11 protein-coding genes are annotated in these 13,073 nt (G+C 60.4%); 9 read left to right on the top strand and 2 right to left on the bottom strand.

Translation table 11 applies throughout. The features are described 5' to 3' along the window. Positions 1 to 444 precede the first annotated feature (444 nt). The 6 genes from gcvH (at position 445) to BMY73_RS27300 (ending at position 7,637) form a co-directional block, all read left to right on the top strand. Entirely contained in the window at positions 445 to 828 is a 384-nt protein-coding gene (gcvH, locus tag BMY73_RS27325) for a glycine cleavage system protein GcvH (RefSeq protein ID WP_092411022.1), read from the top strand. Positions 829 to 838: 10 nt separating this feature from the next. After that, positions 839 to 3,697, top strand: a complete 2,859-nt coding sequence (gene gcvP / locus BMY73_RS27320; RefSeq protein ID WP_092411020.1) for an aminomethyl-transferring glycine dehydrogenase — start codon at positions 839 to 841, stop codon at positions 3,695 to 3,697. A 180-nt stretch (positions 3,698 to 3,877) separates the two neighbouring features. Next, on the top strand, positions 3,878 to 5,254 hold the full coding sequence (locus tag BMY73_RS27315; RefSeq protein WP_092411018.1) for an L-serine ammonia-lyase: 1,377 nt from the start codon (positions 3,878 to 3,880) through the stop codon (positions 5,252 to 5,254). Positions 5,255 to 5,324: 70 nt separating this feature from the next. Next, the gene (gcvT, locus tag BMY73_RS27310) at positions 5,325 to 6,446 is read left to right on the top strand and encodes a glycine cleavage system aminomethyltransferase GcvT (RefSeq protein WP_092411016.1); all 1,122 of its coding nucleotides are present in this window, start codon (positions 5,325 to 5,327) and stop codon (positions 6,444 to 6,446) included. A 393-nt stretch (positions 6,447 to 6,839) separates the two neighbouring features. After that, positions 6,840 to 7,052 (top strand): cold-shock protein, encoded by a 213-nt coding sequence (locus BMY73_RS27305; RefSeq protein ID WP_010220199.1) that lies wholly within the window; start codon positions 6,840 to 6,842, stop codon positions 7,050 to 7,052. A gap of 96 nt (positions 7,053 to 7,148) precedes the next feature. After that, positions 7,149 to 7,637, top strand: coding sequence for an RDD family protein (locus BMY73_RS27300; protein WP_092411014.1), 489 nt, complete (start codon positions 7,149 to 7,151; stop codon positions 7,635 to 7,637). Positions 7,638 to 7,686: 49 nt separating this feature from the next. Here BMY73_RS27300 and lptG read toward each other — a convergent pair whose 3' ends face one another. Both lptG and lptF read right to left on the bottom strand, forming a co-directional pair. Beyond that, on the bottom strand, positions 7,687 to 8,748 hold the full coding sequence (gene lptG, locus BMY73_RS27295; RefSeq protein WP_092411012.1) for an LPS export ABC transporter permease LptG: 1,062 nt from the start codon (positions 8,746 to 8,748) through the stop codon (positions 7,687 to 7,689). Continuing rightward, entirely contained in the window at positions 8,741 to 9,859 is a 1,119-nt protein-coding gene (lptF, locus tag BMY73_RS27290; protein WP_062384429.1) for an LPS export ABC transporter permease LptF, read from the bottom strand. The genes lptG and lptF overlap by 8 nt, the downstream gene beginning before the upstream one ends. Before the next feature lie 319 nt (positions 9,860 to 10,178). On the opposite strand from lptF, the gene BMY73_RS27285 reads away from it, so the two are divergent. The 3 genes from BMY73_RS27285 to BMY73_RS27275 all read left to right on the top strand — a co-directional run bounded on the left by BMY73_RS27285 (position 10,179) and on the right by BMY73_RS27275 (position 12,612). Then, a complete protein-coding gene (locus BMY73_RS27285) occupies positions 10,179 to 11,666 on the top strand; it encodes a leucyl aminopeptidase (RefSeq protein WP_092411010.1) in 1,488 nt (495 codons plus the stop codon). Positions 11,667 to 11,738: 72 nt separating this feature from the next. Then, positions 11,739 to 12,167 (top strand): DNA polymerase III subunit chi, encoded by a 429-nt coding sequence (locus BMY73_RS27280; protein WP_092411008.1) that lies wholly within the window; start codon positions 11,739 to 11,741, stop codon positions 12,165 to 12,167. 7 nt (positions 12,168 to 12,174) lie between these two features. Beyond that, positions 12,175 to 12,612, top strand: a complete 438-nt coding sequence (locus BMY73_RS27275) for a DNA polymerase III subunit chi (protein ID WP_092411006.1) — start codon at positions 12,175 to 12,177, stop codon at positions 12,610 to 12,612. The last annotated feature ends 461 nt before the right edge of the window (positions 12,613 to 13,073 follow it).

The following is a 13,073-nucleotide window of genomic DNA, read 5'->3' as shown; positions in this document are numbered from 1 at the left end:
CGCTCCGCGTGGTAACACATTCAATGACGCTCTGCGTCATCCGGGATGTGGCGCATGCTGTCAGGCGTTGCGACTCTCAAAACCGGACTGACACCACCGGTCCGAGAACCATAGAATCTCCCACAGGTTTGTTGTCACGGAACATCTCCCCGCCCTTCAGCCAGAATCAAAGACACCGCTCAGCACCGGAATGAAATCGCAACACCGTAACGAAATCATTCCAAAAAGCTGTCATCCCCGGCCCGCAAGGCCTTGATCCAGCAATAATTTTCAAACCCCTCCAAAGCGTATCGATTTCGCTACACCTGATCGCATTCTGAAACCCGGCAACTCGCTGAAACCCTTGATTTGAAAGGCTCGCGCAACCTTGGCCGCAAACTTGCTATGCATCTGCCCATCACGCTCGCGCCTTCGACGAGCGATTTTCCATTCAGGGGAGTTTTCATGAGCGATTTGCGTTTTACCGAAGATCACGAGTGGCTGCGTGCCGAAGCAGACGGCAGCGTCACGGTCGGCATCACGGCTTTCGCGCAGGACGCACTGGGTGACGTGGTTTACGTACAACTCCCTGAACTTCAGACCTACGACAAGGGCGCCGAAGCCGCCACCGTGGAATCGGTGAAGGCGGCCAGCGGCGTCTACATGCCGCTCAACGGTGAAGTCGTCGAGATCAACCCGGCGTTGGAGAGCAACCCGGAACTGGTCAACGAAGACCCGATGGGCCTAGGCTGGTTCTTCCGTTTCATCCCTTCCGACGCCGCTGCTGTCGGCCAACTGCTGGATCAGGACGCCTACGACCGCCTGATCAAAGCCAACGCCGAAGCCTGAGGAACGCGCAATGACTGACCGTATTGAATTGAGCACTGCCAACGAGTTCATCGCCCGTCACATCGGCCCACGCGCCGATGACGAGAAAGCCATGCTCGCGACCTTGGGCTTTGACTCGCTGGAAGCCCTGAGCGCCAGCGTTATTCCGGAATCCATCAAAGGCACCAGCGTACTGGGCCTGTCTGCCGGTCAAAGCGAAGCTGACGCCCTGGCAGATATCAAAGCCATCGCCGGCAAGAACCAGTTGTTCAAGACCTTCATTGGCCAGGGCTACTACAACACCCACACGCCGGCGCCGATCTTGCGCAACCTGCTGGAAAACCCGGCCTGGTACACCGCTTACACCCCGTACCAGCCAGAAATTTCCCAAGGCCGCCTCGAGGCGCTGCTGAACTTCCAGACGCTGATCAGCGACCTGACCGGCCTGCCGATCGCCAACGCTTCGCTGCTGGACGAAGCCACCGCAGCCGCCGAAGCCATGACCTTCTGCAAACGCCTGAGCAAGAATAAAAGTAGCCATAAATTCTTTGCCTCCGCGCATTGCCACCCTCAGACCCTCGACGTGCTGCGCACCCGCGCCGAGCCGCTGGGCATCGAGGTGGTCGTGGCGGACGAAAGCCAGTTGACCGAGGTCAGCGAGTTCTTCGGCGCCCTGCTGCAATACCCGGCGAGCAATGGCGACCTGTTCGACTATCGCGAACTGGTTGAACGCTTCCACGCCGCCAATGCTCTGGTGGCTGTCGCCGCTGATCTGTTGGCCCTGACCCTGTTGACACCTCCGGGCGAATTCGGCGCGGACGTCGCCATCGGCAGCGCGCAACGCTTCGGTGTACCGCTGGGCTTCGGTGGGCCGCACGCGGCTTACTTCTCCACCAAAGACGCCTACAAGCGCGACATGCCGGGCCGTCTGGTCGGTGTGTCCATCGACCGCTTCGGCAAGACCGCGCTGCGTCTTGCCATGCAGACCCGTGAACAACACATCCGTCGTGAGAAAGCGACCAGCAACATCTGCACTGCGCAGGTGCTGCTCGCCAACATCGCCAGCATGTACGCCGTTTACCACGGCCCACGCGGCCTGACCCGCATCGCCAACCGCGTGCATCACCTGACTGCGATCCTCGCCCAAGGCCTGAGCCAGTTGGGTCTGAACGTCGAGCAAGCCTTCTTCTTCGACAGCATCACCCTGAACACCGGCGCCAAGACCGCCGACCTGCACGCGAAGGCACGCGCTCAGCAGATCAACCTGCGTGAGGTCGACGCTCAACGGCTGGGCCTGTCGCTGGACGAAACCACGCAGCAAGCCGACGTCGAAACGCTGTGGACACTGTTCGCCGCCGATGGACAGGCCGTGCCTGACTTCGCCGCGCTGGCCGCCAGCGTCGAAACTCGCCTGCCTGCCGAACTGAAGCGTCAGTCGCCGATCCTCAGCCACCCGATCTTCAACCGTTACCACTCCGAAACCGAGCTGATGCGCTACTTGCGTCGCCTGGCTGACAAGGACCTGGCACTGGACCGCACCATGATCCCGCTGGGCTCGTGCACCATGAAGCTCAACGCCGCCAGCGAAATGATCCCGGTCACCTGGGCCGAATTCGGCAACCTGCACCCGTTCGCCCCCGCCGAGCAAAGCGCGGGTTATCAGCAACTGACCGATGAACTGGAAGCAATGCTGTGTGCCGCTACCGGTTATGACGCGATATCCCTGCAACCGAACGCCGGTTCGCAAGGCGAGTACGCCGGTCTGCTGGCCATTCGTGCGTATCACCAGAGCCGTGGCGATGACCGTCGCGACATCTGCCTGATCCCGTCCTCCGCTCACGGCACCAACCCGGCGACCGCCAATATGGCCGGCATGCGCGTGGTCGTGACCGCATGCGATGCGCGCGGCAACGTCGACATCGAAGACCTGCGCGCCAAAGCCATCGAGCACCGCGAACACCTCGCCGCGCTGATGATCACCTACCCGTCCACCCACGGCGTGTTCGAGGAAGGCATCCGCGAAATCTGCGGCATCGTTCACGACAACGGCGGTCAGGTTTACATCGACGGCGCCAACATGAACGCCATGGTCGGCCTTTGCGCACCGGGCAAGTTCGGTGGCGATGTTTCTCACCTGAACCTGCACAAGACTTTCTGCATCCCTCACGGCGGTGGTGGCCCGGGCGTCGGCCCGATCGGTGTGAAATCCCACCTGGCGCCATTCCTGCCGGGTCACGGCAAAATGGAGCGCAAGGAAGGCGCGGTCTGCGCGGCGCCGTTCGGCAGCGCAAGCATCCTGCCGATCACCTGGATGTACATCCGCATGATGGGCGGCGAAGGCCTGAAACGCGCCTCGCAGCTGGCGATCCTCAACGCCAACTACATCTCCCGCCGCCTGGAAGAGCACTACCCTGTGCTGTACACCGGCAGCAGCGGTCTGGTGGCGCACGAATGCATCCTCGACCTGCGTCCGTTGAAAGAAACCAGCGGCATCAGCGTCGATGACGTCGCCAAGCGCCTGATCGACTTCGGCTTCCATGCGCCGACCATGTCGTTCCCGGTGGCGGGCACGCTGATGATCGAGCCGACCGAAAGCGAATCCAGGGAAGAACTGGACCGCTTCTGTGACGCGATGATCAAGATCCGCGAAGAAATCCGCGCGGTGGAAAGCGGCGCGCTGCACAAAGACGACAACCCGCTGAAAAACGCCCCGCACACGGCGGCGGAGCTGGTTGGCGAGTGGACTCACCCGTACAGCCGTGAACAGGCGGTGTACCCGGTTGCTTCGCTGATCGAAGGCAAATACTGGCCACCGGTCGGCCGCGTCGACAACGTGTTCGGCGACCGCAATCTGGTCTGCGCTTGCCCGTCGATCGAAGATTACGCATAACCCGCAGTCCCGAGCGCTCCAATGTGTTTGCATGGAGCGCTCATCCCTGTGGGAGCCGGCTTGCTGGCGAATGTGTTCGGACAGACACCTCAAATTTGTCTGACCTGACGCATTCGCCAGCAAGCCGGCTCCTACAGGGACTTATTCATCACGATAATAAGAATTCCCCGGAGCCCAATCATGTCCCTGAGCGTGTTCGACCTGTTCAAGATAGGCATTGGCCCCTCCAGCTCTCACACCGTGGGCCCGATGCGCGCCGCCGCCCGGTTCGTCGAAGGACTGCGCCGTGACGAACTGCTTTCCACCACCGCCTGCGTCAAGGTCGAGCTGTACGGCTCACTCGGCGCCACCGGCAAAGGCCACGGCAGCGACAAGGCCGTATTGCTGGGCCTGGAAGGCGAACACCCGGACACGGTCGACACCGAACACGTCGCCGAGCGCCTGCAGCGTATTCGCAGCAGTGGGCGCATCAACCTGCTCGGCGAACACAGCATCGCCTTCATCGAAAAGCAGCACCTGGCGATGATCCGCAAGCCACTGGCCTATCACCCCAATGGCATGATCTTCCGTGCCTTTGACGATGCCGGCCTGCAAATTCGCAGCCGCGAGTACTACTCGGTCGGTGGCGGTTTTGTCGTGGATGAAGACGCGGCCGGTGCCGACCGCATCGTCGAGGACAGCACGCCGCTGCCCTACCCGTTCACCACCGGCAAAGCGTTGATGGCCCATTGCGCAAGCACCGGACTGTCGATCAGTCAGATCATGCTGGCGAACGAAGCGGCGTGGCGGCCCGAAGCCGAAACCCGCGAAGGCCTGCTGAAGATCTGGCAGGTCATGCAGGACTGCGTCGAGGCCGGGTGTCGCAATGAGGGCATTCTGCCGGGCGGCCTGAAGGTCAAGCGGCGCGCTGCAGCCCTGCACCGTCAGTTGTGCAAAAACCCGGAAGCGGCGCTGCGCGATGCACTGTCGGTTCTGGACTGGGTCAACCTCTACGCCTTGGCGGTCAACGAAGAAAACGCCAACGGCGGGCGCGTGGTGACAGCGCCCACCAACGGCGCGGCGGGGATCATCCCGGCGGTGCTGCACTACTACATGCGCTTCATCACCGGTGCCAACGAGGAGGGTGTGATCCGTTTTCTGCTGACCGCTGCCGCCATCGGCATTCTTTATAAAGAGAACGCGTCGATTTCAGGCGCGGAAGTCGGCTGCCAGGGTGAAGTCGGGGTGGCCTGCTCCATGGCGGCCGGTGCGCTTTGCGAGGTGCTGGGCGGTAACGTTCAGCAGGTGGAGAACGCCGCCGAAATCGGCATGGAACACAACCTTGGGCTGACGTGCGACCCGATTGGCGGTCTGGTTCAGGTGCCCTGCATCGAGCGCAACGCCATGGGTTCGGTCAAGGCCATCAATGCCGTGCGCATGGCCCTGCGCGGTGACGGACAGCATTTCGTCTCGCTCGACAAAGTCATTCGCACCATGCGCCAGACCGGCGCCGACATGAAAAGCAAATACAAGGAAACAGCCCGTGGCGGGCTGGCCGTGAACATTATCGAGTGCTGATATCAGCCTGTATTCATTATGCTCCACGCCCTTCGGGCCGGAGCATGGAAACGTATTCAAGGAGTCATCGATGTCCACAGAACTGTTGAAAACCCCGCTCAACGCCCTGCATCGCGAACTGGGCGCCAAGATGGTTGAATTCGCGGGCTATGACATGCCTGTGCAATACCCGCTGGGTGTGATGAAAGAGCACCTGCACACCCGCGAACAGGCAGGCCTGTTCGATGTGTCGCACATGGGCCAGATCCTTCTGACCGGCCCGAACGCCGCCAAGGCGCTGGAAACCCTGGTGCCTGTGGACATCATCGACCTGCCGGTGGGCATGCAACGTTACGCCATGTTCACCAACGAGACAGGCGGCATTCTCGATGACCTGATGGTCGCCAACCTGGGCAACGATCAGTTGATGCTGGTGGTCAACGCCGCCTGCAAGAACGAAGACCTCGCCCACCTGCAAAAACACATCGGCAACCAGTGCGAGATCAAGCCACTGTTCGAGGAACGTGCTCTGCTTGCCTTGCAAGGCCCGCAGGCCGTGACCGCGCTGACTCGTCTGGCACCGACCGTCGCCAACATGACCTTCATGCACTACACGTCGACGCAGATCGACGGCATTGACTGCTTCGTCAGCCGCTCGGGTTACACCGGCGAGGACGGCTATGAGATTTCCGTCCCGGCAGATCAGGCCGAAGCGCTGGCTCGCCGCCTGCTGGCTGAACCCGAAGTCGCCCCTATCGGCCTGGGTGCACGCGATTCGCTGCGCCTGGAAGCCGGCCTTTGCCTGTACGGCCACGACATGAACACTGAGACAACCCCGATCCAGGCGAGCTTGCTGTGGGCCATCTCCAAGGTACGTCGTGCCGATGGCGCGCGTGCCGGCGGTTTCCCCGGCGCCGAACATATCTTCGCTCAGCACCAAAGCGGTGCAGCGCGCAAGCGTGTGGGTTTGTTACCGCAAGAACGCACCCCGGTGCGTGAAGGCGCCGAAATCGTCGATGCCAACGACACCGTCATCGGCACGGTCTGCAGCGGCGGCTTCGGTCCGACGCTTGGCGCTCCGCTGGCCATGGGCTACGTGGATGCCGCTTTCACGGCGCTCGATACACCGGTCTGGGCCATCGTGCGCGGCAAGAAAGTCCCGATGCGGGTGAGCAAAATGCCTTTCGTTGCGCCACGTTACTTCCGCGGCTAAGCATCGCGTCATAACAACTGTGGCACTGCAACAGTGCAAAAACTGTTTCCGTGCCGCAGTTTGATACCTTTCGAAACAGCAATGAAACTGTCAAAAAATTGCACTTGCCCAAACGATTAAACAGTAAAAACTATCGATTCAGCTGCGCTGGTTAAAGTTTTCAAAAAAGCATCGAAGCCCCCTGAAACCGGGCTTATTCGGGGCTTGTTTTTTCTGCGAGAGTTAGCGTAGAGTTTCTCAACTGTGTTTGCATAGGTCGCTGGGATCGTGACCTGGGCAGTAGCGCCAAAAGCAATGCTACATCCCGCTCTACGTTTCTTCTTCCTGCAACCAGCCCAGTACTCTTTCGTGCGAAAGCGACTGTCATTAATTTATGCTTCAAGGAATAAGAAAATGTCTCAACGTCAGAGCGGTACCGTTAAGTGGTTTAACGACGAGAAAGGTTTTGGTTTTATCACTCCAGAGAGCGGTCCGGATCTGTTCGTCCACTTCCGCGCTATTCAGGGCAACGGCTTCAAGAGCCTGAAAGAAGGTCAGAAAGTTACCTTCATCGCTGTGCAGGGCCAGAAAGGCATGCAAGCTGACGAAGTCATCGCCGAAGCCTGATAGCTGAACGCACAAAAGCCCTTGATGGCGACATCAGGGGCTTTTTTATGCCTGCGATTCCGTACACTGCCAGCTCATCCGTGACGAGCACTGCCCATGCCTAAACACCTGCTGCGTCCACAAGGCGAGTTTCCTGCGGCTGGCCTGGGCCGACGATTCGCGGCGATCTTCTATGACGCGCTGCTGTGTGTCGCACTGCTGATGGTCGTCACATTTCTCTACAAGCTGATCTGGATGGCCTTTATCGGCGAAGCCAGGCTGCGCCAGTTGTCCGAGGCGGGCACGCTGGACGGCGACCCTCTGCTCTCAACGATCCTGCTGTTTTCGCTGTTCGCCTTCTTCGCCAAGTTCTGGACCCACGCAGGTCAGACGCTGGGCATGCAGGTCTGGGGTATCCGGGTGCAAAACGCAGATGGGACCGGCATCAGCCTGTGGCAGGCGCTGCTGCGTTTTGTCGTCGCCATCGCCTCGTGGCTGTGCGTCGGGCTCGGGTTCTTCTGGAGCCTGTTCGACAAGCAGAAACGCAGCTGGCACGACATGTATTCCGAAACACAGTTGGTGCGGATCCCGAAGCAGAAGAAATGACCCACAAAAAAGCCGACCCTGAGGTCGGCTCTTTCATTGCCAGCAGCGATCAGCCCGCTCGGCGCAGCAACCAGATACCTGCCAGAGCACAGACACCCGCCGGTACGAGCACCGCAAACAGCGGCGAAAAGCCGAATACCAGGCTGGACGGGCCGAGCAGGTCCTGGGCAATGCGGAACGTAAAACCTACCAGCACGCCGGTGAACACACGCTGCCCCAAGGTGACCGAACGCAGCGGACCGAAGATAAACGAGATCGCCATCAGCACCAGCGCCACGGTCACCAGCGGTTGCAGAATCTTGGTGTAGAACGCCAGCCAGTAACGACCGTTGGCCAGCCCCTGATCGGCCAGATAACGCGCGTAGCCATAAAGGCCGGTCATGGACAGCGACTCTGGCGGCAAAACGACCGTGCTCAGCAATTGCGGACTCAGGGCGATGTCCCAGCGCTCCTCTGGGGCGAACACCGTGTCGGTCCGTCCTTCATGGAACAACGTGGTGGTCACGTCCTTGAGCTGCCAGTAGTCCGTCTTGAAGTTGGCCTGTTTGGCAAAGCTGGCGCTGAGCATATGGCGCTGATCGTCGAACTTGTATCGGGTTACGCCATACAGCAGTCCGTTGGGCTGTACGGTGTTGATGTGGATGAACTCCTGCCCCTGGCGATGCCACAGACCGTGTCTGGCACTCTGAGCATCTCCGGAACCCTGAGCAAGCGAACGAGCGGCCTGAGCCGAGGCCTCGGTCACGGGCGCGACGTACTCGCCAATCAACAGGCCAGCCACCATCAACACCAGCATCGGTTTCATGACCGCCCAGACGATCCGGCCGATGGACACACCGGCCGCGCGCATGATGGTCAGCTCGCTGCTGCTGGCTAGCGCGCCCAGGCCGATCAGGCAACCGATGAGCGCGGCCATCGGCAGCATGTCGTAAAGACGACGTGGCGCGGTCATCAGCACAAAGCTGGTGGCGTCCATCAGTGTGTAGCTGTCACTGATTTCGCTCATCTCATCAATGAACGCAAACAACGACGCCAGGCCGAGAATGACGCCCAGAACCCCGAGAATGGCCAGGAGGACGCTTTTGCCGATGTAGCGATCGAGCTTACCCATGAGCCACCTCCGACGCGCTGCGGCGACTCGCCATCTTCAAACGCAACGGCTCCCAATACACCAACGCCACACCAATCAGCAGGAAGATGGCGTGCACCCACCACAAGCCCAGCAACGGGGGTGTCTTGCCTTTTTCCAGCGCACTGCGCGCGGCAATCAGGATGGTCAGGTACGCCATGTACAGCAGAATGGCGGGAAGCAGCTTCAGAAACCGGCCCTGACGCGGGTTGACGCGCGACAGTGGCACGGCGATCAGGGTGACGATGAAGACCAGGATCGGTAGCGACAGGCGCCATTGCAATTCGGCCGAATTACGCAGCGAGGGCTCGCCGCTCAGCAACTCACTGGTGGGGATCGCGTCACGGTCAGTGACTTCATCGCTGATGTCGGGCTTGGGCAACAGCGCACCGTAGGTGTCGTACTTGATCACGCGATAGTCGGCCTGTCCCGGATTGCCGTCGTAGCGATAACCGTTTTCCAGAATCAGATAGCGGTTGCCGTCAGGGCGAATTTCCTGCCTGCCCTTCTCTCCCACCAGCACGGTGATCCCGTGATCCTTCTTCTCTTCCAGTTTCTTTTCAGAGATGAATACACCGCCCAGATTGATGCGATCGTCGGTCATGGTTTCGGTGTACGTGACCCGGCTGCCGTCACGCAGCAGTTGGAAGCGACCGGGCACCAGCGTGTCGAACTCGGTCATCGCGTCCTGCTTGTTCAGCAGCAGTTGAAACTGATTGGCGCCCTGAGGGGCCAGGCTGAAACTCAGCCACGCCACCAGCAACGACACCAGCGCCGCTGGCGCCAGGGTCATCCACAGCAGACGCTGCTGGCTCATGCCGGTGGCGGCCAGCACGGTCATTTCGCTTTCGAGGTACAGGCGCCCGTACGCAAGCAAAATGCCGAGGAACAGGCCCAGCGGCAGAATCAGTTGCAGGAACCCTGGCAGACGAAAGCCCATGATCAGAAACAGCACGCCCGGATCGAGTGCGCCGGAGGCGGCCTGGGCGAGGTATTTGATGAAACGGCCACTCATGATGATTACCAACAGCACGGCGCTGACCGCGCTCAAGGTAACCAGCACTTCTCGGGACAGGTAACGGAAGACAATCAAACCAGACACTCCAGGGTTGTCACGCTCAGGCAGCCTGACAAGGAAATGGATCAGCCATGATGCGCGCGACGGCGAACCACCAAAAAAATATGCGGCATTATCCTGTGATTGGGTGTGTCTGTCACTGCGCGCGCTGGATAGTTCCTGAACCGATGCTGATACGAGCGTGCCAAACGGGTGCTATCCGGGGTTGTCATCTGACCTTTTGCAGGGTCAAACTGCGGGCCTTGCCGCTGGCATGGCGATGCGAGACACCTTCACTTGCGCCGCGCCGCGTACTCATTTTGCGATAACCCACTGTTTATTCGGGGACCCCGACATGGAATTGGTTGTTAAGAGCGTCAGTGCAGAAACCTTGAAGACCGCCACCCTGGTGGTTGCCGTCGGTGAGGGCCGCACGCTGAGCGATGCTGCGAAAAATGTCGATACCCTGAGCGGCGGCGCGATCAGTGCTGTGCTCAAGCGCGGCGACCTGGCGGGCAAAGTGGGCCAGAGCCTGCTGCTGCACAGCCTGCCGAACCTCAAGGCCGATCGCGTCCTGCTGGTGGGCACCGGTAAAGACCCGGAACTGAATGATCGCCAGTTCCGCAAGATCGTCAGCGGCGTGCTCAATACCCTGAAAAGCCTGGGTGGTACCGATGCGGCCTTTGCGCTGGATCATCTGACGGTCAAAAACCGTGACGTGTATGGCAAGGCTCGCCTGCTGGTCGAAACCCTGGCCGATGGCGAATATGTCTTCGATCGTTTCAAGAGCCAGAAGGTCGATCCGCGCGCCCTGAAGAAAGTCACGCTGCTGACCGCCAAGGCCAGCGTTGCTGAAGTCGAGCGCGCCGCCAAACATGCTCAAGCCATCGCAGCTGGCATGGCCGTTACCCGCGATCTGGGCAACATGCCACCGAACATCTGCCACCCAACTTACCTGGGCGAGCAAGCCAAGGCACTGGGCAAGGCAAACAAAGGCTTGAAAGTCGAAGTCTTCGACGAGAAGAAAATCGCAGACCTGGGCATGGGTTCGTTCCTGGCAGTGGGTCAAGGCAGCGCCCAGCCGCCACGCCTGATCGTGATGCAGTACATGAATGGCAAAAAATCCGAGAAGCCTTTCGTGCTGGTCGGCAAGGGCATCACCTTCGACACCGGCGGTATCAGCCTCAAGCCGGGCGCGAACATGGACGAGATGAAATTCGACATGTGCGGCGCGGCCAGCGTGTTTGGCACGCTGAACGCAGTGTTGCAACTGCAACTGCCCATCAACCTGGTGTGCATCGTCGCTGCGGCTGAAAACATGCCAAGCGGCACCGCGACCCGTCCCGGCGACATCGTCAAGACCATGAGCGGCCAGACCGTCGAGATTCTCAACACCGATGCCGAAGGCCGTCTGGTGCTGTGCGACGCGCTGACCTATGCCGAACGCTTCAAGCCTCAGGCCGTGATCGACATCGCAACCCTGACCGGCGCCTGCGTCGTTGCACTGGGCGGACATACCACCGGTTTGCTCGGCAACAGCGACACGCTGATCGATCAGGTGCTGGACGCCGGCAAACGTGCTGACGACCGCGCCTGGCAACTGCCGCTGTTCGATGAGTACCAGGAGCAACTGGACAGCCCGTTCGCCGACATCGCCAACATCGGCGGTCCGAAAGGCGGCACCATCACCGCTGCGTGCTTCCTGTCGCGCTTCACCAAGGCCTACGAGTGGGCGCACCTGGATATCGCCGGTACCGCTTGGTTGAGCGGCAAGGAAAAAGGCGCCACCGGGCGTCCGGTTCCGCTGCTGACCCAATACCTGCTTGACCGCGCGGGCGTGTAAGACGCTCCGAAACGCACTGGGCCCATTCTGCATTGAAGAAGGGCCCGGTCCGTTTCACGTTTTGGAAGGTCCATGACTCAAGTCGATTTCTACATTCTCCCCAGCGCCGATCCCGTCGCGCGGCTGGACTTCGCCTGCAAGCTCACCGACAAGGCCTGGCGCCTTGGGCATCGCGTCTACCTGCATTGCAGCGACGCACAGCAACGCGAAGAGCTGGACGCCCGCTTATGGCGTTTCAAGGGCGAAACCTTTGTGCCTCACGGTCCTGTAGAAGAGGACAGCGACGCCCCCGTGGCACTGGGCATCGGAACCGACCCGGGTACTCACCAGGATCTGCTGGTCAATCTCGACCTGCGCATCCCCGAATTCTTCAAACGATTCGCGCGCATCGCGGAGATCGTGGTGGAAGACCCTGCTATCCGGCTGGCGGCTCGAGAGAGTTTTCGCTTCTACCGTGAACAGGGCTATCCTCTGCAGGATCACCGACTGCAGCGTCTTTGAGCACACGATGGATAACTCAAAAAACCTGAAAGACTCCGCGCACCTGCTGGATGACCTCGAGTCGATCCGCCAGTTGCTGGGCGACGATTCGCTTCAACCTCCGCTGCTGACCGACACGGTCGCCACCGAAGGCCAGATTCCCTTGCTGTTCGACGTGGTCAGCGGCCAGGTCGTGTCTGCCGACGAGAGGGATCAGGAGATCCCGACGCTGACGCCCGAGCCTGTCGCCCAACCCGCGCCTGTCGCCCCCTCCCCCACGCAATCAGAACCTCAAGCCAGCACGCCCAACCCGGACGACCTGCTGCACCTGGACAGCGAACTGCGCGAGGCGGCACGACTGATCATGCAAGACGTCATCGACGACTTCGCCCCGCACATCGAAAACGAAATCAAGCGTCGACTGGATGCACGGCTGGAAAGGTTGTTGAGTCAGTACAACAACTGACACCGCATCCTCTGGGAGCGTGGCTTGTGTCTGGGCCGCAGTCGGACGATCTGCGGGAACCGGCAGCAAGTCCGGTGCATGCGGTGTATCAGGTACAACTAGGTCGCCTGATTTTGCTGCCGCTACGCGGTAGATCGCGGGACAAGGTGGAACGCCACCCCGGCAGCTCCTACGCCTCCGGCAGAATCAAAAGCAACGCAGCGGTCTGCTTCTGATCTTCTTACCGAGAAAATTCAGGCTCCACTGAACGCGACTTGGGGCAGGCCAGACGTAGACGACGTCAGGGCTTTTTAGTTTTTGAGGTTCGCGGTGGGTGGGTTTGTTGGGTTCCTGGGGTTCCTGGGGTTCCTGGGGTTCCTGGGGTTTGGCATTGGGAGGGTGGGCAGATCCATTTTCTCGGGTGGCGCCATATCACCTTTCCGCCCCTCCGGCGGGTCACTTTTGAAAAGGCACCAAAAGTA

It is taken from the genome of Pseudomonas sp. NFACC02 (genome assembly GCF_900110765.1).
GTDB lineage: Bacteria > Pseudomonadota > Gammaproteobacteria > Pseudomonadales > Pseudomonadaceae > Aquipseudomonas.
This window is presented reverse-complemented; position numbering and strand designations above follow the sequence as displayed.